We start from the raw sequence: 24,992 nt of genomic DNA on the forward strand, positions 1-24,992 counted from the left end.
ATGTGGACTCAGAGAATTCGCGCCGCGCGCGGTGACGACGGTGTCGCGCTGGTGGCGGCCATGGGCGTGGCACTGGTGGGAATCGCCGTCGCGGCCGTGGTGATCACCCAGACCATCGTCGCGGTGAACGACTCCGGACGCGATCGCTTGCGCACCGCCGAGGTCCACGCAGCCGAGGCCGCCATCGACGCCACGATGGCGCAGCTGGAGATCGCGTCCCCGTGTGCCATCGGCCCCTTCACCTACGGCTCCGGAACCCAGAAGGCGAATGTCGAGATTGACCTCGACTACTACGTCGATTCGACCGCCGTGTCGTGTTCCGACGGCACGTTCTCCGATTCACCCAACCGTGCAGTCGTGTCCGCGACGTCGACGGGCGAGGTCGACTCCGTGGGACTCGATCCCGAGCGCACCGTCCAGGTGAGCCTTGGCCTTACTCCGCGCGTGAGCGTGTCGGACAACGCGGCGATCTACTCGACCTCGAACCTCACCACGTCGACGGGCCTGCAACTGAGTCCCGAGATCGCCGGGCAGAACGCCGACGTGTGGATCGACCAGGGATCGTGGACCTGCAACTACCCGTCGACCATCACTGGTTCGCTGATCATCCCCGACGGCGGGTACTCGATTACGGCCTCCGGCGGCAAGTGTGCGATCACCGGTGACCTGTGGGTCGAGAACGAGGTCTACGTGTCGGGCGGTACCGCCGGCTTCATTAACGTCGGCGGCGACGCCACGATTCGCAGCGGAGGGGTCCGCAACACCGGCCCCTTCAACGTCGGGGGAAGCATCACGGCGGGTGGCTCGCTCCAGAACGGCTCGAGCAGCGGTTGGTCCGGCCACCCCGTCACCTCGGGCGGTACCCAGAGCTACGACGTCGGCGCGGCGAATATCACGGACATCGAGCCGGTAGGCATTCCCTACATTGACTATGACTTCTCGGACTGGCAGTCGTTGGGCTTCGTGGAAAAGCAGGAGGAGGACCTCCTTGCGGAGCTGAAGAGCCAGTGGAATATCTCGGCCGATCAGACGTGGCGCTCGGGACCTCTCGCGAGCTGCCAGTACCAGGGGTGGATCTCCGAGGGGCGGCCGCTGAAGTTCTCGACCGTGAACTCCGTGTATGACCTGCGCGACTGCTCGACGACGCTCCTGAACAACGACCTCACGGTCGAGCTCTACGCAGACACAGCGCTGTTCGTCACCAACTTCTCCTCGACGGGCACCATCACCATCAAGTCCGGTGACGGCGACGACCACAAACTGTGGATCATCTCCCCGCAGTCCGGCGGAGGCCACGTGCCGGGAACCATCGAGTCGTCGCCGCAGATGACCGTGCTGGACGGCATCGAGACCTTCTGGTATTCCCCCAAGACCGTCACGTTTAAGTCGGCGAGTCAGATCAACGGCCAGATCTACGGCGGGACCGTGTACATGGCGTCCCCCGTGCTCTTTACGTACACCAATGTCGGAGTGCCAGGTGTCTCGCTCGTGTCCGCCGCGCAGACCCAGAACGGCTTTGTGGTCGAGCTGCTCTACAAGCGTGAGGTGACCGGCTAGGTGGAGGGCCTGATTCTCGCGGCGTGGGGCCTTGTCGGACTGCTCTGCGGGTCGTTTACCAACGTCCTCATCGCCCGCATCCCCTCCGGGGAGAACTGGGCGACGGGGTCGAGCCGATGCCCTCGCTGCGGCCATGACATCGCGTGGTACGACAACGTTCCGGTGTTCTCCTGGCTGTGGCTCCGTCGCCGGTGCCGGCACTGTCGCGCGCCCATCTCCGGACGCTATCCCGCCGTCGAACTCGTCGTCGCGGGCCTCTTCGTCCTGATCGGGATGGTCTGGGGCGTGTCATTCACCTCCGCTGCTCTCGTGTTCCTCGCCGTGACGCTGACCGCGCTGGCGGCTATCGACTTCCAGCACATGCGTCTTCCCGACGCATTGGTGTGGCCGAGCGCGGCGGTCCCCGGCATCGTGCTCGTCGTCGCGAGTGTGGTGGACGGAACCTGGGACGACGCGGTGCGTGGCCTGATCGGCGCGGCCATTCTCGCGGGCGCCTATTTTGTCCTGTGGTTCGCGTACCCGCGCGGGCTGGGGTTCGGAGACGTGAAGCTTGCCGTGGCGTTGGGATGGGTGCTCGGCTACCTCGGTTGGGACGCCCTTGCCGTGGGCGCGATCCTTGGGCCCATCCTTGGTGCGGTGGCCTCGGTTGTGGTGATCGCGAGGACGCGCAAGGTGGCTGGGGTCCGCATGCCTTACGGACCGTGGATGATTCTGGCCTTCTGGATCGGAGCCTTGGCCGGTACGCCTCTCGCGACCGGATACATCGAATGGGTGTCGTCGTGGACGTGACCACCCGAGTACTCACGCTTGAGTCGGCGCCGCGACGCGCCGATAGGACAGACGAGCATCCGCTGGAGGGAGCACTGTGGCAGTGACAAGATTGGGCGTCGACATCGGCGCGACGCATGTGCGCGTCGCCGAAGTTGAGGTCTCGAGCAAGGCCGGCGATTCCGGTCAACTGGTGGCCTTCGGCCACGCGCCATTGCCGCGCGGGGCGGTCCAAGCCGGTGAAGTCGTGGACGTGTCGATTGTGGGCGCCGCGCTCAAGCAGGCCTACCAGCAGGCGGGTTGCACGTCGAAGGACGTGGTGATGGGCGTCGGTGCCGCCAACGTCGTGGTCCGCGAGCTCGACCTGCCGTCCATGCCGATGAACCAGCTTCGTACGTCCTTGCCGTTCCAGGTCCAGGAACTCCTCCCGATGTCGACGAGCGAGGCGCTTCTCGACTTCTTCCCGACCTCGGAGGTTCCGGGAGAGACGGCATCGATGTTGCGCGGCATCATGGTCGCCGCGCCCAAATCGATCGTGGCGCAGAACCTCCTCGCCGTGGAAAACGCGGGGCTTCGCCCCAAGATGGTGGACCTCAACGCGTTCGCACTCCTGCGGAGCCAGAACGTGGGTGAGGCCGCGCAGAAGATCACGGCGTTCGTCGACATCGGCGCGCGCATCACGACGGTGGTCATCGCCAATCAGGGCGCGCCCCGCATGGTCCGCATTCTCCCCTCGGGAGGACAAGACATGAGCGACGCGATCGCCAGCGCCATGCACACGGGCGCGCAAGAGGCCGACGACATCAAACACTCGATGGGGCTCGGCGCCAACGTGAGTGCTGACTATGCCCCGGCTCAAGAAGCGCTCGGGCAGACCACGCGTTCACTCGTCGAGTCGATCCGCAATACGTTCGTGTTCTACTCGTCGAACAACCCCGGCGCGCCCATCGAGCACGTGGTCATCACCGGCGGGGGAGCGATGCTGAGCGGCCTCGGACAGTACCTGGCATCTGCGAGCCGCCTGCCCGTGAGCTTCGGCAATGCGTTCTCCAAGGTGACGATGGGTAAGAAGGTCAAGAAGGACCTCGTTGCTGGCCATGAGGTCCGCGCCGCTATCGCCGTCGGCCTGGCTTTTGGAGAGGCACGATGAACCCGGTCCCCGCATCAGTGAATGCGCCTGCCCTGCCGCAGGTCAACCTTCTTCCGCCCGAGGTAGAGGCACGGCGAAGCGCAGGACGTGCGCGCGTGATCATCCTCATCAGCCTGGTGGTCTTCGTCCTGCTGATTGTCGCCGCATGGTTCATCGCCTACTCCGCGCGCACGCAGGCCGAGGACGACCTCGCCGCCGAGCAGCAGCGCACCACCGAGTTGAACACGCAGCTCGCCGAGTACAACTACATCAACGACCTGGCCGACGTGTACGAGAACTCGATCATGGCGCGTGCCTGGGCGGGTTCGACGGACATCGACTGGGCCGCGCAGCTGGAGGTGCTCTTCGGCGCCTTCCCCGACGACGTCCAGTGGACCGACGTGCAAATCTCGCAGGCAACGCCGTACGGCGGCCTCGGTACCGACGGCACCGATTTCGGCACGATCGACATGGGCTCGCTGTCCTTCACCGGACGGTCGCTGGATCCGATCTCCACGGCCGAGTGGATGGATGCCATCGACGCCTTGCCCGGATTCTCGACCACGCGCGTGGACTCGCAGGCCATTGCGGGCAATGAGGGTTCCGGTACGGAGTACTGGGAGTTCTCCGGTACGACTCGCATCACCTTCAACGCGCTCTCTGGGCGCACGGTGACCGAGCAGACCGAGGTTCCCCAGGAGCTCCTAGATTCCATCGAGGGCGGCGATGCTGCGCCAAGCGCCGAGCCTTCGGCCGAAGCAGAGGAGGCGAACTGATGAAGAATCAGCAGACGGGTCTTGTCCTCCTTCTTTCCGTGGTGGTCGCCATCGCCATCGCAGGTCTTGCGTACGTGTTCCTGATCTCGCCGGAGATCGACAAGGCAAGCACCGCGCGCGAGGACGCTCAGTACGCGGCGGATCAAAACGATCTGCTCGAAATCAAGATCGCCCAGATGCAGGCGCTCGAGAAGGAAGTCCCCACCTGGCGCGAGGACATTGCGCGGGTGGCGCTGGACCTTCCCGCTACGCCGGAGGAGTCGGATCTCACTCGCCTCGTGCGTACGCAGCTGGAGGATGCAGGCGTTCCTCTCGTCGACCTGACCGTGGGGCAGGCGACGGTGATCGACCCTCTCGCCTCGGACGGCTCCGACCTGCCGACCTTGGAGACGGAAGAGGAAGCGGCAGAGGATGGCGCGGAAGCGTCACCGACTCCGACCCCCTCGCCGTCGGCGAGCACGGAGGCATCTGATGCTGGCGGGGATGCGTCCGCGGATACGGCGGCCGTGGCTCCGTTCCAAGGGCTCTATGGCATCCCTGTGGCCTTCACGTCGGAGGGCAGCCCCGCGGAACTTCTCGCGGTGCTCAATGACATGAGCTCGCAGCTGGACCGCTTCTTCACGGTCAGCGGGCTGACCATCACGACCGCAGGCGAGAATGAGGAGCAGCCGGGAAGGCCCGCTCTGACCACCGACGACTGGACCGTTCAGGTTACGGGGCTCGTATTCTCGCTGTGGAGTGACGACCGCTCGGTCACGATGGACGAAGAGGGTGAGCCTCCCGTCTACTCCGGAAGCACTGCGACAAACCCGTTCGCGCCGCTTCCCGGGACCGAGGACAGCAGCTCTTCGGGGGACTAGACGTCCGCCATGTGAGACCGCAAAGGCCGGGTTCCGACACGCGTCGGGACCCGGCCTTTCGTCTGCCAGAATGTGACCCATGCTCAGATGGCTTACCGCAGGCGAATCCCACGGTCCCGCCCTCGTCGGCACCCTTGACGGCCTGCCCGCAGGCGTCGAGGTGACCTCCTCCGAGATCCAGGCGGCCCTCGCGCGCCGCCGACTCGGCTATGGACGCGGCGCCCGCATGAATTTTGAGCAGGACCAGGTCACCGTGCTCGGTGGGGTGCGTCACGGCGTCAGCCAGGGCGGCCCCGTCGCCATCCAGGTGGGCAATACCGAGTGGCCCAAGTGGGAGACCGTGATGAGCGCGGACCCCGTGGATCCTGCGGAGCTCACCGGCGCACGTGCCGCGGCGCTCACGCGCCCGCGTCCGGGCCACGCCGACCTGGTGGGCATGACCAAGTACGGCTTCGACGACGCCCGCCCCGTCCTTGAGCGCGCGTCGGCACGTGAGACGGCCGCACGCGTCGCCCTCGGCGCCGTCGCCGAGGCGTTCCTCGAGCAGGCCGCCGGCGTGCGCCTGGTGTCGCACACCACTCAGGTGGGCCCCGTGCGCATCCCGGATGACGCGCCGCTGCCGCCGGCTGACGCCACCGAGGCGCTGGACGCCGACCCCATTCGCTGCTTCCACACCGAGACCTCCGCGGCGATGATCGCGGAGATCGACGAGTGCCAGAAGGATGGCGACACCCTCGGCGGCGTCGTCGAGGTCGTCGCCTACGGGCTCCCCGTGGGGCTTGGCAGCCACGTGCACGGAGACCGTCGCCTGGACGCTCGTCTCGCCGGCGCCCTCATGGGCATTCAGGCGATCAAGGGTGTCGAGGTCGGAGACGGCTTCCGGACGGCCGCCCGTCGTGGCTCGCAGGCGCACGACGAGATCGAGTACCAGGACGGCAATGTCACCCGCCGCACCAACCGCGCGGGTGGACTCGAGGGCGGCATGACCAACGGCGAACCGCTCCGTGTATCCGCCGCCATGAAGCCGATCAGCACCGTGCCGCGCGCGCTCGACACCATCGACACCGCGACGGGGGAGGCCGCGAAGGCCATCCACCAGCGTTCGGACGTCTGCGCCGTAGCCCCCGCGGCCGTGGTCGCCCAGGCGATGGTGGCTCTGACGCTCGCGGACGCGCTCCTCGAGAAGTTCGGTGGCGACTCGGTCGCCGAGGTCAAGCGCAACATCGCGGCCTACGAGGCGGCCATCCCGGACCACCTGCGCTAATGGCGGCTCCCCGCATCGTCCTCATCGGCCCCCCGGGGTCCGGCAAGTCCTCCGTGGGCCGTGCCCTGGCGACGGCCACAGGCCTCGCGTGGCGCGATACCGACGAGGACGTCGCCGCCACGGCAGGCAAGTCCATCGCCGACATCTTCCTCTCGGACGGGGAGGAGACCTTCAGGGACCTTGAGCAGGCCGCCGTGGCCGATGCCCTCGCTCACCACGACGGCGTGCTGTCCCTCGGCGGAGGAGCGATCCTGCGGGAGGCCACCCAGCAGAAGCTGCGCGCGGCGGTCGACGGGGGCACGCGCGTGGTGTTTCTCGATGTCTCGTTGAAGGCGGCATCGCCGCGCGTGGGCCTCAACAAGTCGCGTCCCCTGCTTCTGGGCAATCCGCGTCAGCAGTGGCTCACTCTGATGGAGGCACGCCGCCCGGTCTACGAGGCCCTCGCGACCCAGACGGTGCTCACGGACGACCTCACGCCGCGCCAGGTGGCCGCCGTGATCGAACAGGGAGAGGGCGCATGAGCCGCACCATTACCGTGGCCACGGCGAGCCCGTACGACGTGACCATCGGCTCGGGACTTATCGAGCCTGCCGTACTCTCCATTCCCGAGGGCGCCTCGCGGGTTCTCGTGGTTCACGCCGCGCCCTTGCGTGCCATGGCAGACATCCTGCGCGCCCGCATCGAGGCCACCGGCCGCACCGCGGTGCTCGCCGAGGTGCCCGATGCCGAGAGCGGCAAGACAGCCGAGGTTGCGGCGTTCCTGTGGCAGGTGCTCGGCAAGTCGGACTTCACCAGGAGCGACATCGTCATCGGGCTGGGCGGGGGAGCGGTGACCGACCTCGCCGGCTTCGTGGCCGCCACCTGGCTTCGCGGCGTTGGGGTAATCCAGATGCCCACCACCGTACTCGCGATGGTCGACGCCGCCGTGGGGGGCAAGACCGGGATCAACACGGCCGAGGGCAAGAACCTGGTCGGTGCCTTCCACGAGCCGCTGAGCGTCTGGTGCGACCTCGACACCCTGGCCACACTTCCCGCGTTCGACCGTGTCGCCGGGCTCGCCGAGGTCGTCAAGGGCGGATTCATCGCCGATGCCGTCATCCTCGACCTGGTGGAGGAGAACGCCGCCGGCCTTACCGGGGACACGCTGGACGCCGCGACGCTCGAGGTTCTCGAGGAGCTCATTGCACGCAAGGTCCAGGTCAAGGCGACGGTGGTTGCCGCCGACCTGAAGGAGTCCTTCCAGCGCGAGATTCTCAACTACGGTCATACGTTCGGGCATGCCATCGAATACACCGAGCGCTATCAGTGGCGTCACGGTGCCGCCGTCTCGGTGGGCATGGTGTTCGCCGCCGAGCTTGCCCACCTTGCGGGGCGCCTGGACGAGGCATCGGTGGAGCGGCATCGGACGATTCTTGGATCGCTTGGTCTTCCCACCACGTATCCGGGCGACCGCTGGGATGCGTTGTCGACGGCGATGCGGCGCGACAAGAAGACGCGCGGAGACCTGCTGCGTTTCGTCGTGCTGCAGGGCATCGGTAACCCGGTGCGTCTTGAAGGACCCGACCCGTCGCTGCTGCTGGGCGCCTACGACGCGGTGTCCTCGGCTCCGGCGGTGGGCGGCGCCATCTCGCTAGGCTGACGCCCATGAGCATCGTCCTCGTCGCCAATGGCCCAAACTTGGGCCGTCTGGGCAGCCGTGAGCCCGAGAAGTACGGCACCGCCACCATGGACGACGTCGCCGCGCTGTGCATGCAGTGGGGGAGCGAGCACGGCCTTGAGGCGGTCGTCCGCCAGACCGACGACGAGGCGGAGCTCGTGCGATGGATGCACGAGGCCGTCGACGCAGGCTGGCACGTGGTCCTGAACCCCGCGGCCTTCACCCACTACAGCTACGCGCTGCGCGACGCGTGTGCGCTCGTGACCGCCGCGGGCCTCGTCCTGATGGAGATCCACCTCACCAACCCGCACACACGCGAAGAATTCCGTCACACGTCGGTCATTAGCGGGGTCGCGACCGGGGTCATCGCAGGCCTCGGCACCGACTCGTACCGGCTGGCGCTCGACGCCGTGGCCGCGCGCGCGTAAGCCGCTCACGGCATCGGCCCGTCCGGGCGGGTAGACTTTCCGACGGCTCTTTTTCAGAACTTCACGAAGGACAACACCGTGGCGACCTCGAACGACATCAAGAACGGCTCCGTGCTCAACCTCGACGGCAACCTCTGGTCCGTCATCGAGTTCCAGCACGTGAAGCCCGGCAAGGGCGGCGCCTTCGTCCGCACCAAGCTCAAGAACGTGCTCTCGGGCAAGGTCGTCGACAAGACCTTCAACGCCGGCACCAAGGTCGACTTCGAGACCGTTGACCGCCGCACCATGCAGTACCTCTACAACGACGGCGCGTCCTACGTGTTCATGGACCCCGACACCTTCGACCAGATCAACGTGTCGCCCGAGGTCATGGGCTCCGCCACCGACTTCCTGCTCGAGAACGAGAACGCGACCATTGGCTCCCACAACGGCAACCCCATCTTCCTGGAGCTGCCCGCATCGGTCGTCCTCGAGGTCACCTACACGGAGCCCGGCCTCCAGGGCGACCGCTCCTCGGGCGGCACCAAGCCCGCCACCCTCGAGACGGGCAAGGAGATCCAGGTCCCGCTGTTCCTCGAGCAGGGCACCAAGGTCAAGGTCAACACGGAGTCGGGCGACTACCTCGGTCGCGTGAACGACTAGTGGGAGCCCGCACCAAGGCCCGCAAGCGCGCGCTCGACGTCCTCTTTGAGGCGGAGCAGCGCGGCGTTAACGTCGCCGCGATCCTGGAGGAGCGCCTCGCACACCCGGGCCACCAACACCCTCTTCCCGCGTACTCGCAGGAGATCGTGCGGGGCATCGTGGACCGCTGGCGCGAGCTGAACGTCATCATCGAGGATGCCTCCACGCAGTGGACCCTCGAGCGGATGCCCGCCGTCGATCGCAACCTGATCCGCATCGGCGCCTGGGAAATCCTCTGCAACGACGAGGTCGCCACGGCCGTCGCGATCGACGAGGCAGTGGAACTCGCCGCCGACCTCAGCACCGACGATTCCGCGAGCTTCGTCAACGGCGTCCTGGGCCGCATCGCCCGCGACGCGCCTGCGATCGGCTCGACGTCCGCCGACGACTAACGAGTCGCACCACGACGACTATCGCGCCGACGACGAGCTCAGGCTCGTCGTCGGCCGCGAGGAGATCGACATCTCCCGCCGCTGGGAGACGGTGTCGATTCTCAATGACGTCCTCGTCGCCCTCTGGTTCATCGCCGGGTCCGCCGAGCTCCTTGCTCGCCCCGCGATTCAACTCGCGCGCAACATTCATATCGGGCGCGTGAGCGGTATTCGGTCGCCAAATCCACGGGATTTCTAGTCCGAAGCCGGCGATGTCAGACCCCAGTGGTGTGATGTCTCTATGGCCGATTCGCCCGCATCGACACTCGCCACAGGCGCCGCCGCCTCGCGCGAGGACCGGCGCGCGCTTGCGGATCGGCGTGTCCGGGAGGCTCTCCTCCGGCGCGACGTGCTGACCCGCGCGATGACTGACGCGATGGGCGACGATGAGCTCGACGCCATCTCCTCCGCCGTCGGCGCCGTGCACCAGGACTCGACCCGGATGATGGCTGTGATCGCGGCGACTATCGCCGATCGATCTCGTGCCAAGGAGCGTGACGTGGGCTTCGCACGCAGGCGCGGGCACCGTGACGTGCCCGGGATGCTCGAGAAGCAGGGCGGGGTGTCGGGTCCCGAGGCGCGGCGCCTCATTGAGCTGGGCGAGACACTGGCCGATGCCGAGAGGGCCCACGATGACGGGTCCAGTTCCGGCGACGGGCCCGCCCGTCCCGTGTTCTCCCATGTGGCCGATGCCGTGCGCGCCGGCCGTATGGGCACCGAGGCCTCCGTCGCGATCACTCGCATGCTCAGGCGCGTCGCCGACCGTTGCGAGGCGGACGAACTCGCGCGTGCAGAGAAGGACCTCGTGGAATCGGCGCGGTACATGCGCCTGGATCGCCTGCGACAACTCATCAACCGGTACGAGGCAAGGCTCGACGCCGCACACCTTGAGGAGCTCGCCGAAGCGCGCAGGCAGCGCCGGTTCCTGCATGTCGGCGAGAACGCCGACGGCATGATCCGCGTCAACGGTCAGCTCGATCCCGAGAACGGCGCCCCGCTGCTGGTGGCGATGGACGCGATGGTGAACCAGCACTTCCGGCTACGCAAGCGCGCCCAGGACGCGCAAAGAGTGGGTCGCATCGTCGACCTCGACGACCGCACGCCCGAACAGGTGCGGGCCGATGCCATGGGCGACTTCGCGCGCCACCTCCTCGGCTGCGACGTCGACGTCCTGCCGCACAGCGGCGTGAAGGTGATCGTGCGGATGGATTACGAGGCACTCAAGGCCCAGGCGGCCGACGTCGACTCGTCCATCGACGGGCTCTCCACGACGCCGGATGCCGGGGAACTGCGCCGCTTTCTCGCGCGGGCCGGGCTGATCCCTCAGATGCTCGGCGGCGGGTCAACAACGCTCGACTACGGCCACGAACGCACCGGATTCACGCCTCACCAGAAGTTCGTGCTCCTCGAGCGCGACGGCGGCTGCGCGAAGTGTGGGGCACCGCCCTCCTGGTGCGACGCACATCACGTCACGCCGGTCGAGTTCGGCGGCAGGACCGACATCGCCAACGGGGTGATGCTCTGCGTCAGATGCCATCACGACGTTCACCGTGACGGTTGGATCATCAAGGTGACGTCGACCGAGGTCTGGTTCATCCCGCCCGCACACCTCGATCCGCATCGGACTCCGCAACCGGGAGGCAGGCGCCTCTTCGACGCGATGCCGACACCGACGGAACTGCCCGACGAGTCTGAGGTGCTCTCCTCGACGCCCGTCGCGGCGACCAGGGTCGGAGATGCGCGGCGTCGTGCGCCGGCACAGCCGGGAGCGCGCCATGGGACATCCGGTGGACCGCGACGCGGCGGAGCCGTACCGAGAACCGAGTCGCTCGCGTGCGCGATGCGGCGCACACCGAGTGTCAGCGCGCCTGACAAGGCGCCGGACGCAGACCTGGGCGCACCGGTGCGTCCATCGACTGGCCGGAACGGCCGGATGGACTGGATCGGCCGGGCCCGACGCGGAACCACCTCAACACATCGGTTCACGGTGGTCGCCATCCGTGACCGTGGCCACCTACGAGTCGATCTCGCTGCGGCCGCCGATCATCCTCCGTAGAACTCCCGCGCCTCCAACACGCTCGCCTCATCAGCACTGCAACAGGGACGAGAAACGGTCAGCACCACGGCATCGGACCAGGTACGCTGACACACGAAAACCGACATCCTTTAAAGGACCGTCCTGAGAGGCGGGAAAGGGGGTCGCCAGTTTGACTGGGACCATTCTCGGTGCGCCCGATATCGGGCGTGCCCTCACACGTATCGCGCACGAGATCCTCGAGCGCAACGAGGGCCACGAGGACATCGTCCTCCTGGGCATCCCGACTAGGGGAGTGCCGCTCGCCCAGCGCCTCGCCGCGAATCTCGCCGAGGTCGAGCCGGGCTTCGACGCCACGCAGCGCATCGGCGCCCTCGACATCACGATGTATCGCGACGACCTGCGCAGCCAGCCCACCCGCACCATCGGCGCGACGACGCTCCCGAGCGTCGGCATCGACGGCAAGGTGGTGGTCCTGGTCGACGACGTTTTCCACACCGGACGCACCATCCGCGCCGCCCTCGACGCCATCAAGGACGAGGGCCGCCCGCGCGCCGTGCAGCTCGCCGTCCTCGTCGACCGCGGCCACCGCGAACTGCCCATCCGCGCCGACTTCGTGGGCAAGAACATCCCCACCTCCCGCACCGAGCGCGTCGACGTTCACCTGGCAGAGACCGACGGCGAGGACGCCGTCATCCTGACGGGAGGCCACGCATGAAGCATCTGCTCGGAACCGACGGCCTCAGCCGCGAGGACGCCGTCCTCATCCTGGACACCGCCGGCCAGATGGCCGCCACCCAGGAACGGGAGATCCGCAAGCTTCCCACCCTGCGCGGCCGCACCGTCGTGAACCTCTTCTTCGAGGACTCCACCCGCACCCGCATCAGCTTCGAGGCCGCCGCCAAGCGCCTCAGCGCCGACGTCATCAACTTCTCGGCCAAGGGCTCCAGCCTGTCGAAGGGGGAGTCCCTCAAGGACACCGCCCTCACCCTGCAGGCCATGGGCGCCGATGCCGTGGTGGTCCGCCACTGGGCCTCCGGCGCCGCGCAGCGCCTCGCCGAGTCCGGCTGGCTGCACGGCTCCGTCTCCGTCCTGAACGCTGGCGACGGCACCCACCAGCACCCCACCCAGGCGCTGCTCGACGCCTTCACGATGCGCCGCCACCTGATGGGCGCCGCGGTCGGCGACGACGTCACCGGCAAGGGCCTCGACGGCCTCACGGTCGCGCTCGTCGGCGACATCCTCCACTCGCGCGTCGCGGGCTCCAACATCGCCCTGCTGCGCACCCTCGGCGCCAACGTCGTCGTGGTCGCCCCTCCCACGCTTCTCCCGTACGGGCTTGAGGAGCGCGGCGAGGTCGCCGTCCACTACACGCTCGACGACGCCCTCGAGGCTCACGACCTCGACGCCATCATGATGCTGCGCGTCCAGCGTGAGCGCATGACCGGCGGGGGATCGGGCTTCTTCCCGTCGCCCGAGGAGTACACCCGCCTCTTCGGCCTCGACCGCGCCCGCATGGATCGCCTCACGGACCACGCGATCATCCTTCACCCCGGCCCGATGAACCGCGGCCTGGAGATCTCCGCGGAGGCGGCCGACTCGCCGCGCTCCGTCATCGTCGAACAGGTCAGCAACGGTGTCGCCGTCCGCATGGCCGCCCTGTACCTGCTGCTTTCCGGAGAGGAGGCCTCCGCGTGAGCGCCCCTATCGTCATCACCAACGTCTCGCTCTACGGCGACACCCCGTCCGACCTCGTGCTCGTCGACGGCCAGATCGCGTCCCTGGACGCGGCCGATGCCCCCGCCGACGCCCGCACGATCGACGGCTCCGGCCTGGTCGCCCTTCCCGGCCTGGTGGACCTTCACACCCACCTTCGCGAGCCCGGCCGGGAGGACGCCGAGACCATCGAGACCGGCTCCCGCTCGGCCGCGCGCGGAGGCTTCACCGCCGTCCACGCCATGGCGAACACGACCCCCACCGCGGACACCGCCGGCGTCGTCGAGCTTGTCGCGAGCCGCGGCCGGGAGGTCGGCCTCGTCGACGTCTACCCGGTCGGCGCCGTCACGGTAGGCCTGAACGGCACCCAGCTGTCGGAGATGGGCGCCATGGCCAACAGCCGCGCCCAGGTGCGCGTCTTCAGCGACGACGGCAAGTGCGTCCACGACCCGCTGCTCATGCGCCGCGCCCTCGAGTACGTGAAGACCTTCGACGGCGTGGTTGCCCAGCACGCCCAGGAGCCCCGCCTCACCGAGGGCTCCCAGATGCACGAGGGCCTCGTGTCCGCGGAGCTCGGCCTCGCCGGCTGGCCCGCCGTCGCCGAGGAGTCGATCATCGCCCGCGACGTCCTCCTCGCCGAGCACGTCGGCTCCCGCGTCCACATCTGCCACCTGTCGACCGCAGGCTCCGTCGAGATCGTCCGCTGGGCCAAGTCCCGCGGCATCCAGGTCACGGCTGAGGCGATGCCGCACCACCTGCTGCTGACCGACGAGTCCGCGCGCGGCTACGACCCCCGCTTCAAGGTCAACCCGCCCCTGCGCACCCAGGAGGACGTCGACGCCCTTCGCGCCGGACTCGAGGACGGCACGATCGACATCGTCGCCACCGACCACGCTCCTCACCCCGACGAGGACAAGGACTGCGAGTGGGGCGCCGCCGCCTTCGGCATGATCGGCCTCGAGACCGCCCTCGGCATCGTCCAGAAGACCATGGTCGACACTGGCCGCCTCACCTGGCGTGACGTCGCCCGCATCCTGAGCGAGACCCCCGCGAGCATCGGCCGCGACGAGGCGCACGGGCGCCCCCTCGCCGTCGGCGAGCCCGCCAACGTCACCCTCGTGGACCCGGCAGACGCCTGGACCGTCGAGCCCGCCGCCACCGACTCCCGCAGCAACAACTCGCCCTTCGGCGGGATCGAGCTGCCCGGACGTGCCGTCGCCACCTTCCTGCGCGGCACCCCCACGTACGTCGACGACCGTTTCACCGCACTGACCGAAGGAGCCTCCGCGTGACCGCCACCACCGCGCTGCTCGTCCTCGAGGACGGACGCAGCTTCGAGGGCAAGGCCTACGGAGCCACCGGCTCCACCCTGGGCGAGATCGTCTTCAACACCGGCATGACCGGCTACCAGGAGACGCTCACCGATCCGAGCTACCACCGCCAGATCGTCGTGATGACGGCGCCGCACATCGGCAACACCGGCGTCAACGACGAGGACGACGAGAGCCGCCAGATCTGGGTCGCCGGCTACGTGGTCCGCGACCCCGCACGCCGCCCCTCGAACTGGCGCTCGCAGCGGAACCTCGAGGACGACCTGCGAGACCAGGGCATCGTCGGCATCTCCGGCATCGACACCCGCCAGCTCACGCGCATCCTGCGCGAGGGCGTCATGCGCGCCGGCATCTTCTCCGGCGAGGACCTCGCCCCGGGCGGACAGCGCCTCACCACCGACGAGCTTGTCGAGCGCGTCAAGGGTGGCGCCGCGATGGCCGGCGCCCACCTCGCCGACGAGGCGAGCACCGACGAGCCCTACACCGTGGCCCCCGCCGATGGAGTCGAGGAGATCGCCCACGTGGTGGCGGTCGACCTCGGCATCAAGGCGATGACCCCCCACCTCATGGCCGAGCGCGGCATCCGCGTCACCGTGGTGCCCTCGTCCTGGACCGGCGAGCAGATCCTCGCCGAGAACCCCGACGGCGTCTTCTTCTCCAACGGCCCTGGCGATCCCGCCGCGGCCACCGGCCCCGTCACGGCCCTCAAGCAGATCCTCGACGCCAAGGTGCCCTTCTTCGGCATCTGCTTCGGCAACCAGATGCTGGGCCGCGCGCTCGGCTTCGAGACCTACAAGCTCCAGTTCGGTCACCGCGGCATCAACCAGCCCGTGATGGACCGGACGACGGGCAAGGTCGAGGTGACCGCCCACAACCACGGCTTCGCTGTCGACGCCCCGCTGGACGGCGACACCGACAGCCCCGCCGGCTACGGCCGCGTCAAAGTCAGTCACGTCTGCCTCAACGACGACGTGGTCGAGGGGCTCGAGTGCCTCGACCTTCCCGCCTTCTCCGTGCAGTACCACCCCGAGGCCGCCGCGGGTCCCCACGACGCCGCGTACCTCTTCGACCGTTTCGTCTCCGTCATGAAGGGAGAGCGCGCCTGATGCCCAAGCGCGACGACATCAACTCCGTGCTGGTCATCGGGTCCGGCCCGATCGTCATCGGCCAGGCCTGCGAGTTCGACTACTCCGGCACCCAGGCGTGCCGCGTCCTCAAGTCCGAGGGCGTGCGAGTGATCCTGCTGAACTCGAACCCGGCCACCATCATGACCGACCCCGAGTTCGCGGACGCGACCTACGTGGAGCCCATCACCACCGAGGTCATCGAGGCGATCATCGCCAAGGAGCGCCCCGACGCGCTGCTTCCCACCCTCGGCGGCCAGACCGCCCTCAACGCCGCCATCTCCGCGGCCGAGGCAGGCATCCTCGACAAGTACGACGTCGAGCTCATCGGCGCCAACCTCGAGGCCATCAACCTCGGCGAGAACCGCGAGCTGTTCAAGGGCGTCGTCGAGCGCTGCGGCGCCGACTCCGCCAAGTCGGCGATCTGCCACACCATGGACGAGTGCCTGGCCGCCGCCGAGGAGCTCAACTACCCCGTCGTGGTGCGCCCCTCGTTCACCATGGGCGGCCTCGGCTCCGGCTTCGCCTGGAACGAGGAGGACCTGCGCCGCATCGCCGGAGCCGGCCTGCACTACTCGCCGACCACCGAGGTGCTCCTCGAAGAGTCCATCCTCGGCTGGAAGGAGTACGAGCTCGAGCTCATGCGCGACCGCAACGACAACGTCGTGGTGGTCTGCTCGATCGAGAACGTCGACCCCGTCGGCGTCCACACCGGCGACTCCGTCACCGTTGCCCCCGCCATGACCCTCACGGACCGCGAGTACCAGCGCATGCGCGACGTCGGCATCGCGATCATCCGCGAGGTGGGCGTCGACACCGGCGGCTGCAACGTCCAGTTCGCCGTCGAGCCCGACACCGGCCGCCTCATCGTCATCGAGATGAACCCGCGCGTCTCGCGCTCCTCGGCACTCGCCTCGAAGGCGACCGGCTTCCCGATCGCCAAGATCGCTGCACGCCTCGCGCTCGGCTACACGCTCGACGAAATCCCCAACGACATCACGGGCTCCACGCCCGCGTCCTTCGAGCCCACGCTCGACTACGTGGTCGTCAAGGTTCCCCGCTTCGCCTTCGAGAAGTTCCCGGCGGCCGACCCGGTCCTCACCACCACCATGAAGTCGGTGGGCGAGGCCATGGCCATCGGCCGCAACTTCACCGAGGCCCTCGGCAAGGCGCTGCGCTCGATCGACAAGCGCGCCGCGAACTTCCACTGGGAGGGCGAGGCGCCCGACGCCGCGACCGTCGCCGAGCTGCTCGAGAAGATCACGATCGGCACCGACCAGCGCTTCATCCAGGTACAGCAGCTCCTTCGCGCCGTCCTCGCGGGCACCTGCACCATCGAGCAGATCTTCGACGCCAGCAAGATCGACCCCTGGTTCCTCGACCAGATGCTGCTCATGAACGAGGTCGCCCTCGCCACGCAGGAGGCGCCCGAGCTCACCGCCGAGGTGCTGCGCGAGGCCAAGCGTCACGGCCTCGCCGACACCCAGATCGCCCAGCTGCGCGGCATCTCCGTCGAGGACGTCTTCGCCGCCCGTCGCGAGACCGGCGTGCAGCCCGTCTACAAGACCGTCGACACTTGCGCCGCCGAGTTTGCTGCCCGCACGCCGTACCACTACAGCTCCTACGACGCCGAGACCGAGGTGGCCCCGCGCGAGCGCGAGGCGATCATCATCCTCGGCTCCGGCCCCAACCGCATCGGCCAGGGCATCGAGTTCGACTACTCGTGCGTGCACGCGGCGCTGTCCCTCAAGGACCGCTACGAGACCGTCATGGTCAACTGCAACCCCGAGACCGTCTCGACCGACTACGACACCGCCAACCGCCTGTACTTCGAGCCCCTCACGTTCGAGGACGTCATGGCCGTCTACGAGGCAGAGAAGGCAGCGGGCCCGGTCAAGGGAATGTTCGTGCAGCTCGGCGGCCAGACGCCGCTGTCGCTCGCACAGCGCCTGGCCGATGCCGGGGTTCCGATCCTGGGTACCTCGCCCGAGGCGATCGACAACGCCGAGGACCGCGCGGCCTTCGGCCGCGTCCTCGAGGAGGCCGGCGTCCCCGCCCCCGACTACGGCACCGCCCACGGCATCGACGAGGCGGTGGAGATCGCCAGCCGGATCGGTTACCCCGTGCTCGTGCGTCCCTCGTACGTGCTCGGCGGCCGTGGCATGGAGATCGTCTACTCGCGCGAGCAGCTGCTCGACTACGGCACCCGCATGGACACCGTGGGCGACCACGCGACCGACGCGCCCCTGCTGATCGACCGCTTCCTCGACGACGCGATCGAGATCGACGTCGACGCCCTGTACGACGGCGAGGAGCTCTTCCTCGGCGGCGTCATGGAGCACATCGAGGAGGCCGGCATCCACTCGGGCGACTCCGCCTGCGTGCTGCCGCCCGTCACGCTGTCCTCGGCCGAGCTTGCCCGCATCCGCACCGCCACCGAGGCGCTCGCCAAGGGCATCGGCGTGCGCGGCCTGATGAACGTCCAGTACGCGCTCGTGAGCGACGTGCTCTACGTTCTGGAGGCCAACCCGCGCGCCTCGCGGACCGTGCCGTTCGTGGCCAAGGCCACCGGCGTGCCGCTCGCGAAGGCGGCGTCGCTGCTGATGGCCGGCACCTCGATCGCCCAGCTGAAGGCCGACGGCGTCCTGCCGCAGACCGACGCGGTGACGATCGACATGAGCCAGCGCATCGCCGTCAAGGAGGCGGTGCTGCCGTTCAAGCGCTTCCGCACCCACGAGGGAGACGTCGTCGACTCGGTGCTCGGCCCGGAGATGCGCTCGACCGGCGAGGTCATGGGCTTCGACGCGACCTTCCCGCTCGCGTTCGCCAAGTCGCAGGCCGCCGCGTTCGGGGGTCTTCCCACCGAGGGCAAGGCCTTCGTCTCGGTCGCCGACCGCGACAAGCGCGCCATCTCCTTCCCGGTGGCGCGCCTGCACCAGCTCGGATTCGAGATCCTCGCGACCGCGGGCACCGCCCAGGTGCTCGGCCGTTACGGCATCCCGACCACCCTCGTGCGCAAGCACTCCGAGGGGCAGGGCCCGAACGGCGAGCCCACCATCGTTGACCTCATCTCGGCCGGCGAGGTGCCGCTCGTGGTGAACACCCCCGAGGGTCAGGGCGCGCGCGCCGACGGCTACGAGATTCGCGCCGCCGCCACGGCGCACGACGCGGCGATCGTCACCACCACCCAGCAGCTCGCCGCGGCGGTCCAGGCCATCGAGGCGCGCCGCCAGGGTCCGTTCGAGGTTCTGAGCCTCCAGGATGCGCAGAAGTAGGGGGACCTCCGTCCCCGTGCAGGATGCGTCATCGCAGGTAGCATGGCAGTAGCGACAGGCGAGGGACTCGCCGGCAAGGAGAATCGGATGTCATTCGGCGCGCGCCTCGCGGCGGCCATGGAGCGGCACGGACCGCTGTGCGTGGGCATTGACCCGCACGTGTCCCTGCTGTCCCAGTGGGGCCTGCCCGACACGCCCGACGGCCTCGCGGCCTTCTCGGACACCGTCGTCACGGCTGCGGCCGGGTCGGCGGCGGCGATCAAGCCGAACGCGGCGTTCTACGAGCGCCACGGCTCGCGCGGCATCGCCGTCCTCGAGCGGTTGCTCGCGGACGCCAGGGAAGCCGACCTCCTGACGGTGATGGACGCCAAGCGCGGCGACATCGGCTCCACGATGGCGGGCTATGCGGACGCGTTCCTGCGTCCCGGCTCGCCCCTCGAGGCCGATTCGCTCACCGTGTCGCCGTACCTCGGCTTCGGATCGCTGAAGCCTGCCCTCGACCTCGCGGCGGAGACGGGCAAGGGCATCTTCGTGCTCGCGCTCACCTCCAACCCCGAGGGTCACGAGGTCCAGCACGCACGCACTGCCTCGGGGGAGGCGGTTGCCGCGGCCGTGGTGCGCCAGGCATCGGCCCTCAACGAGGGGGCCGAGCCGATGGGAAACGTAGGCCTGGTGGTCGGGGCGACAGTGGGCTCGGCGGTGTCGGATCTCGGCATCGGCCTCGACGGTCTGAATGGACCGATCCTTGCGCCGGGTGTTGGCGCCCAGGGAGCAGGACCCGACGAGTTGGCCCAGGTATTCGGGAACTCTCGGAGCCGGGTGCTCGTCAATCAGTCGAGAGGTGTTCTCGCTGAGGGACCCTCCCTGGAAAGGCTGCGCTCCGCGGTGCGTGACGCATCGGACGCAGCACAGGCGGCCCTGGAGGGCTAACCCCCCGGGACCCGTTTCGTGGAAGGAATGAAAGTGGCGACACCCGAACTGACAGAGGAGCAGCGCGCAGCCGCTCTGGTCAAGGCCACCGCGGTACGTAGCGCGCGACGCGTCTTCAAGGAGGAGCTCGCGCGCGGCGAGATGAGCCTTGACCAGGCCATCACCCGTGCCAAGAGCGACGAGGCGCTGGCGGGAATCCGCGTGCGTGACCTCCTGCAGTGCCTGCCCGGCATCGGCCCCAAGCGTGCCGAGACCGCCATGGAGGAGATCGGCATCTCCCAGGCACGCCGTATCCGTGGGCTCGGCGCCCACCAGGTGTCCGCGCTGGTCGAGCGCGAGGGTCGATGAGTCGACTCGTCGTGCTGGCGGGCCCCACGGCCGTCGGGAAGGGCACCCTGGTGCGTGCGCTCAAGGAGCGCCACCCCGATGTTTGGCTGTCGGTGTCCGCGACCACGCGCGCGCCGCGACCGGGGGAGACCGAAGGGGTCGAGTATCACTTCGTCGACCCCACCGAGTTTGACCGCATGATCGCTCAGGGTGACCTTCTCGAGTGGGCGACCGTGCACGGCACGCATCGGTACGGCACGCCCCGCGGCCCGGTTGAGCAGCACCTCGCGGCGGGGGACCCGTCGCTGCTGGAGATCGACCTGCAGGGGGCACGGCTCGTCAAGGAGTCGATGCCGGAGGCCCTGTTCGTGTTCATCGAGCCGCCGTCCTGGGACGAGTTGGTGCGACGCCTCGTGGGGCGGGGTACCGAGTCCGAGGAGGAGCGGGAGCGACGCCTCGAGACGGCGCGCGGCGAGCTCGCCGCCGTCAGCGAGTTCGACCGCGTCATCGTGAATGACGACCTTGACCGCGCCGTGGACGAATTGGAAGCCCTCGTGAGGGACCCGCGCTAGACTGGTGCGCTGGACTTGTACGTAGCAACAATTGTGAGGATGTGACCGTGGCTGGAACCGTCGCGAACCCCCAGGGAATCACCAACCCCCCAATCGACGAGCTCCTCGAGAAGGTCGACTCCAAGTACGCCCTCGTGATCTACGGCGCCAAGCGTGCCCGCCAGATCAACTCGTACTACGAGGCGCTGGGCGAGGGCCACTTCGAGAACGTGGGCCCGCTCGTCGAAGCCGACACCACCGACAAGCCGCTCTCGGTCGCGCTGCGCGAGATCAACGAGGGCAGCCTGCTCGAGCTGGGCGACTCCGAGAAGTAAGACAGGCCTCCGATGCGCGTCCTGCTGGGCGTCACCGGCGGCATCGCGGCCTACAAGGCCGCCCTGGTGCTGCGACTCCTCAAGGAGGAGGGGCACGACGTTCGCGTCGTGCCCACCGCCGCATCGCTCAACTTTGTGGGCCGCGCCACCTGGGAGGCGCTGTCCGGACACCCTGCACCGACGGACACGTTTGAGGACGTGCCGTCGGTGCAGCATGTCAGGCTCGGCCAGAGGGCCGATGCGGTGCTCGTCGCCCCCGCCACCGCCGACTTTCTGGCGCAGATGGCCGCGGGACGCGCGACCGACCTGCTCGGCAACGCGCTGCTCGCCACCGAGGCACCCGTCCTGGTGTGCCCGGCGATGCACACCGAGATGTGGAACGACCCCGCCGTCGTCGCCAACGTCGCCACCCTGCGCTCGCGCGGCGTGACGGTGCTCGAGCCCGCCGTCGGACGCCTTACCGGTCCAGACTCCGGGCCCGGGCGGCTTCCCGACCCCGAGGACATCGTGGGAGCCTTCCACGGGATGGTTGACCCGACCCCCGAGCCGTTCTCGGTGCTGACGGTCGGCACGTGGGGCGACCTCGACGGCGTGAGCGTCGTCATCAGTGCCGGCGGCACCCGCGAGCCGATCGACGCGGTGCGCTACCTCGGCAATCGCTCGTCCGGTCACCAGGGCTTCGCCCTCGCCGAGGCAGCGCGCGAGCGCGGCGCGACCGTCACCGTCGTCGCGGCCAACGTGACCCTGCCGCTGGGCGAGGGCATCGGTCGCGTGGACGTGGAGACCGCCGCACAACTGGCCGATGCAGTGCGCGAGGCGGCCACGGAGGCGGACGTCGTCATCATGGCGGCTGCAGTCGCGGACTATCGCGTCGCCGAGGCGTCCGCGACCAAGCTCAAGAAGGACGGCGACGCCGGGCTCACCCTCGAGCTCGTGCAGACCGAGGATGTGCTGGCCGGACTCGCCGCCTTGCGCCGGGAGGGCCAGATCATCGTGGGCTTCGCCGCGGAGACGGGCGACGCCAGCGGCTCGGTCCTCGAGCACGGCGCCGCCAAGGCGCGTCGCAAGGGCGCCGACCTGCTCGTGGTGAACGAGGTGGGGGAGTCGAAGGGGTTCGGCACCGCCGCCAACTCGGTGGTGATGCTGGACGCGGCCGGCGAGCCCGTCGCGGAGGCGAGCGGCCCGAAACTTGCCGTCGCGCACGCGATCCTGGACGCCATCGTCCGCCTGCGGTGAGGCTGACCGGCTAGAGCCCGCCGCCGACCCTCAGCACCGCGCCGGAGGCGTAGGCGGCGTCCTCCGACAGCAGCCAGGCGACGGCGCCGGCAATCTCGCCGGGCTCACCGGGCCTTCCCCAGGGGATGGCGGCGGCTACCTTGTCCGGCCGCTCGGGATCGGCATGAAAGTCGGTCCTCACCGTGCCGGGCTCGACGCACGACACCCGGATGCCCGCGGGGCCGAGTTCGCGCGCAAGCCCCTGGGCGAACATCGCCACTCCCGCCTTCGCCGCCGCGTAGTGCACGTACGTCCCCGGGGAGCCCTGCTGGGTGGCCGCCGACCCGATGAGCACGATGCTGGCGCCCGCTCCCAGGTGATCGAGGGCGGCGCGGCAGGTGAGGATGGGCCCGGTGAGGGTGACCTCGATGTCGCGCGCCAGGGCGCCGGGATCTTGGTCGCTCAGGCCACCCACCGCCGTCGCGGCCCCCGCATTGGCGACCACGCCGCCGAGCTGGCCGCGCCGGCTCGCCTCGGCGAAGAATCGCGCCAGGGACGATGCCTCGGTGATGTCGACGGTGACCGGCCAGGCCTCGCCGCCACGGGAGCGGATCTCGGCCGCGACGGCATCGGCCGCCTCCTCGTCCCGGCGGTAGCCGACGACCACGGACCAGCCCTCGGCGGCTGCCCGCAGGGCGATCGCACGCCCGATCCCGCGCGAGGCTCCGGTGACTGCGAGGACCTTCCGAGGCGTCGTCATGGCGACGATCGTGGCACAGCTGGCCGCGCCGTCAGCGCCGGTCCCGCTCCAACAGGGCCGTGACGAACGCGTAGGACGCGTCGCGTGCCCCGGGCCACTGAGACTCGCGGGGACCGGCCACGTTGATGAGGAGCTCGCGGCCGAGACCCGAGAGCCACGCGAAGGCCTCATCGGGCGTGGCGGGGGAGACGAGGCACGGACGGCTCAGCTCGGCGGCGGTGCCGACGGCGCGCGCGGCACCCTCGGACACCTCGGGATCGCCAAGCACGAGCGTCGCATGGGAGTCGCGGACGTTGAGACGCGTGCGGATCTCGGGGTCGGCCGACATGGTGGGCTTGAGTCCGGGATAGTCGATCAGCACCCCGGGGGCGTAGGGCTTGTCCTCGGCGATGCCTCCGGCGGGGCACCACCCGCCGTGGACCACCTTCATCGCGATGGCGGCGTCGAGGGCGCCGCGGTCCACTCCGGTCTGCCCTCCCGCGATGATCCGGGCGATGACTCCGCCCGTCCCCGTGACCTCGTCCGCCCGTGTCCCTCCTCGCATGCACACGAACCTAGCGGTCGGGCCGGGGATGCGGAATGGGGCCGAGGTCCCGGCGTGGCGGCGCGAGCACGCGCCCCGCGGTGTCGGACCGCGCCGCTAGGCTTGCCCGCATGACTGATCTGCGGCTTTTCACGTCCGAGTCCGTGACCGAGGGCCACCCCGACAAGGTGTGTGACCAGGTCTCCGACGCGATCCTGGACGCGATGCTTACGCAGGACCCCGCCGCGCGCGTCGCTGTGGAAACAATGGTGACCACCGGGCTCGTGCACGTGGCCGGAGAGGTCACCACCGAGGCGTACGTCGACATCCCCGGCACCATCCGCGACGTCGTCACGGGAATCGGCTACACGTCCTCGAAGGTGGGCTTCGACGGCGACTCGTGCGGCGTCTCCGTCTCCATCGGCGAGCAGAGCGCCGACATCTGGGCCGGCGTGGGCTCCGCCACGGACACCGACGGCTCGGAGCTCGGCGCCGGCGACCAGGGCCTGATGTTCGGCTACGCGTGCACCGACACCCCCGAGCTCATGCCGCTGCCCATCGCGATGGCGCACCGCCTCACGCAGCGCCTCGCCGAGGTGCGCAAAGACGGCACGGTCGCCGGCCTGCGCCCTGACGGCAAGGCCCAGGTCACCATCGGCTACGACGGCGACGTCGCGCGCACCGTCGACACCGTGGTGCTGTCGAGCCAGCACGACGAGTCCTGGGTCACCCAGGACCTGCGTGCCCAGCTCGAGGAGGCAGTGATCGCGCCGGTCCTCGCCGCCTACGAGCTCGACGCCACGGGCCACAGGAGCCTGATCAACCCCACCGGTCGCTTCGAGATCGGCGGGCCCAAGGGCGACGCCGGCCTCACCGGCCGCAAGATCATCGTCGACACCTACGGCGGCATGGCCCGCCACGGCGGCGGCGCGTTCTCGGGCAAGGACCCGTCGAAGGTGGACCGCTCGGCCGCCTACGCGATGCGCTGGGTCGCCAAGAACGTCGTGGCCGCGGGCCTTGCGGAGCGCTGCGAGGTGCAGGTGGCCTACGCCATCGGCACGGCGCACCCCGTCGGGCTCTACGTCGAGACCTTCGGCACCGCCACGGTGGACCCCGCGCGCATCGAGGCCGCCATCAAGGAGGTCTTCGACCTGCGGCCCACCGCGATCATCGACGCGCTCGACCTGCGCCGCCCGATCTACCGCTCCACGGCCGCCTACGGCCACTTCGGTCGCGAGCTGCCGGACTTCACGTGGGAGCGCACCGACCGCGCGGACGCGCTCGCCGCGGCCGCGCAGTAGCGGCCGCAGCCATCGGCA

25 protein-coding genes are annotated in these 24,992 nt (G+C 69.1%); 23 read left to right on the forward strand and 2 right to left on the reverse strand.

Translation table 11 applies throughout. The features are described from left to right. The 22 genes from B7K26_RS07265 (at position 1) to coaBC (ending at position 22,411) form a co-directional block, all read left to right on the forward strand. Complete coding sequence (locus B7K26_RS07265; protein WP_084078240.1) at positions 1-1,557, forward strand: hypothetical protein; 1,557 nt, start codon at positions 1-3, stop codon at positions 1,555-1,557. Beyond that, positions 1,558-2,346, forward strand: coding sequence for an A24 family peptidase (locus B7K26_RS07270; RefSeq protein ID WP_084078241.1), 789 nt, complete (start codon positions 1,558-1,560; stop codon positions 2,344-2,346). Positions 2,347-2,428: 82 nt separating this feature from the next. Beyond that, complete coding sequence (gene pilM / locus B7K26_RS07275) at positions 2,429-3,475, forward strand: type IV pilus assembly protein PilM (protein ID WP_234998764.1); 1,047 nt, start codon at positions 2,429-2,431, stop codon at positions 3,473-3,475. Positions 3,476-3,570: 95 nt separating this feature from the next. Beyond that, a complete protein-coding gene (locus B7K26_RS07280) occupies positions 3,571-4,230 on the forward strand; it encodes a hypothetical protein (protein WP_084078243.1) in 660 nt (219 codons plus the stop codon). After that, a complete protein-coding gene (locus tag B7K26_RS07285; protein WP_084078244.1) occupies positions 4,230-5,090 on the forward strand; it encodes a hypothetical protein in 861 nt (286 codons plus the stop codon). The genes B7K26_RS07280 and B7K26_RS07285 overlap by 1 nt, the downstream gene beginning before the upstream one ends. A 79-nt stretch (positions 5,091-5,169) precedes the next feature. After that, entirely contained in the window at positions 5,170-6,354 is a 1,185-nt protein-coding gene (aroC, locus tag B7K26_RS07290; protein WP_084078245.1) for a chorismate synthase, read from the forward strand. Next, complete coding sequence (locus tag B7K26_RS07295; protein WP_084078246.1) at positions 6,354-6,875, forward strand: shikimate kinase; 522 nt, start codon at positions 6,354-6,356, stop codon at positions 6,873-6,875. Before aroC ends, B7K26_RS07295 begins: the two co-directional genes overlap by 1 nt. Further along, a complete protein-coding gene (gene aroB, locus B7K26_RS07300) occupies positions 6,872-7,993 on the forward strand; it encodes a 3-dehydroquinate synthase (RefSeq protein WP_084078247.1) in 1,122 nt (373 codons plus the stop codon). Before B7K26_RS07295 ends, aroB begins: the two co-directional genes overlap by 4 nt. Positions 7,994-7,998: 5 nt before the next feature. Continuing rightward, positions 7,999-8,439 carry a type II 3-dehydroquinate dehydratase gene (locus tag B7K26_RS07305; protein ID WP_084078248.1) on the forward strand — a complete coding sequence of 147 codons (441 nt, stop codon included), beginning with the start codon at positions 7,999-8,001 and terminating at the stop codon, positions 8,437-8,439. Positions 8,440-8,517: 78 nt separating this feature from the next. After that, positions 8,518-9,081, forward strand: a complete 564-nt coding sequence (efp, locus tag B7K26_RS07310; protein WP_084078249.1) for an elongation factor P — start codon at positions 8,518-8,520, stop codon at positions 9,079-9,081. Further along, on the forward strand, positions 9,081-9,512 hold the full coding sequence (gene nusB, locus B7K26_RS07315) for a transcription antitermination factor NusB (protein ID WP_084078250.1): 432 nt from the start codon (positions 9,081-9,083) through the stop codon (positions 9,510-9,512). Before efp ends, nusB begins: the two co-directional genes overlap by 1 nt. A gap of 484 nt (positions 9,513-9,996) precedes the next feature. Further along, positions 9,997-11,607 carry an HNH endonuclease signature motif containing protein gene (locus tag B7K26_RS07325; RefSeq protein ID WP_234998765.1) on the forward strand — a complete coding sequence of 537 codons (1,611 nt, stop codon included), beginning with the start codon at positions 9,997-9,999 and terminating at the stop codon, positions 11,605-11,607. A gap of 151 nt (positions 11,608-11,758) precedes the next feature. After that, complete coding sequence (gene pyrR / locus B7K26_RS07330) at positions 11,759-12,304, forward strand: bifunctional pyr operon transcriptional regulator/uracil phosphoribosyltransferase PyrR (RefSeq protein WP_084078253.1); 546 nt, start codon at positions 11,759-11,761, stop codon at positions 12,302-12,304. Next, a complete protein-coding gene (locus B7K26_RS07335; protein ID WP_084078254.1) occupies positions 12,301-13,284 on the forward strand; it encodes an aspartate carbamoyltransferase catalytic subunit in 984 nt (327 codons plus the stop codon). Before pyrR ends, B7K26_RS07335 begins: the two co-directional genes overlap by 4 nt. After that, a complete protein-coding gene (locus B7K26_RS07340; protein ID WP_084078255.1) occupies positions 13,281-14,594 on the forward strand; it encodes a dihydroorotase in 1,314 nt (437 codons plus the stop codon). The genes B7K26_RS07335 and B7K26_RS07340 overlap by 4 nt, the downstream gene beginning before the upstream one ends. Next, on the forward strand, positions 14,591-15,739 hold the full coding sequence (carA, locus tag B7K26_RS07345; RefSeq protein ID WP_084078256.1) for a glutamine-hydrolyzing carbamoyl-phosphate synthase small subunit: 1,149 nt from the start codon (positions 14,591-14,593) through the stop codon (positions 15,737-15,739). Before B7K26_RS07340 ends, carA begins: the two co-directional genes overlap by 4 nt. Beyond that, complete coding sequence (carB, locus tag B7K26_RS07350) at positions 15,739-19,032, forward strand: carbamoyl-phosphate synthase large subunit (RefSeq protein WP_084078257.1); 3,294 nt, start codon at positions 15,739-15,741, stop codon at positions 19,030-19,032. Before carA ends, carB begins: the two co-directional genes overlap by 1 nt. An 87-nt stretch (positions 19,033-19,119) precedes the next feature. Beyond that, positions 19,120-19,962, forward strand: a complete 843-nt coding sequence (gene pyrF, locus B7K26_RS07355; RefSeq protein WP_084078258.1) for an orotidine-5'-phosphate decarboxylase — start codon at positions 19,120-19,122, stop codon at positions 19,960-19,962. Between the two features lie 33 nt (positions 19,963-19,995). After that, entirely contained in the window at positions 19,996-20,310 is a 315-nt protein-coding gene (gene mihF, locus B7K26_RS07360) for an integration host factor, actinobacterial type (protein WP_084078259.1), read from the forward strand. Continuing rightward, positions 20,307-20,861 (forward strand): guanylate kinase, encoded by a 555-nt coding sequence (gmk, locus tag B7K26_RS07365; RefSeq protein ID WP_084078260.1) that lies wholly within the window; start codon positions 20,307-20,309, stop codon positions 20,859-20,861. The genes mihF and gmk overlap by 4 nt, the downstream gene beginning before the upstream one ends. 47 nt (positions 20,862-20,908) lie before the next feature. Further along, complete coding sequence (gene rpoZ, locus B7K26_RS07370; protein WP_084078622.1) at positions 20,909-21,175, forward strand: DNA-directed RNA polymerase subunit omega; 267 nt, start codon at positions 20,909-20,911, stop codon at positions 21,173-21,175. A 12-nt stretch (positions 21,176-21,187) separates the two neighbouring features. Beyond that, entirely contained in the window at positions 21,188-22,411 is a 1,224-nt protein-coding gene (coaBC, locus tag B7K26_RS07375; RefSeq protein WP_084078261.1) for a bifunctional phosphopantothenoylcysteine decarboxylase/phosphopantothenate--cysteine ligase CoaBC, read from the forward strand. A gap of 10 nt (positions 22,412-22,421) precedes the next feature. On the opposite strand, the gene B7K26_RS07380 is transcribed toward coaBC, so the two are convergent. Together B7K26_RS07380 and B7K26_RS07385 are read right to left on the reverse strand one after the other, a co-directional pair. Beyond that, positions 22,422-23,150, reverse strand: a complete 729-nt coding sequence (locus tag B7K26_RS07380) for an SDR family NAD(P)-dependent oxidoreductase (protein WP_084078262.1) — start codon at positions 23,148-23,150, stop codon at positions 22,422-22,424. 31 nt (positions 23,151-23,181) lie between these two features. Continuing rightward, a complete protein-coding gene (locus B7K26_RS07385) occupies positions 23,182-23,694 on the reverse strand; it encodes a YpsA SLOG family protein (RefSeq protein ID WP_084078263.1) in 513 nt (170 codons plus the stop codon). A 110-nt stretch (positions 23,695-23,804) separates the two neighbouring features. On the opposite strand from B7K26_RS07385, the gene metK reads away from it, so the two are divergent. After that, positions 23,805-24,974, forward strand: coding sequence for a methionine adenosyltransferase (gene metK / locus B7K26_RS07390; protein ID WP_084078264.1), 1,170 nt, complete (start codon positions 23,805-23,807; stop codon positions 24,972-24,974). The last annotated feature ends 18 nt before the right edge of the window (positions 24,975-24,992 follow it).

The sequence above is a fragment of the Demequina sp. NBRC 110057 genome (assembly GCF_002090175.1).
GTDB lineage: Bacteria > Actinomycetota > Actinomycetes > Actinomycetales > Demequinaceae > Demequina.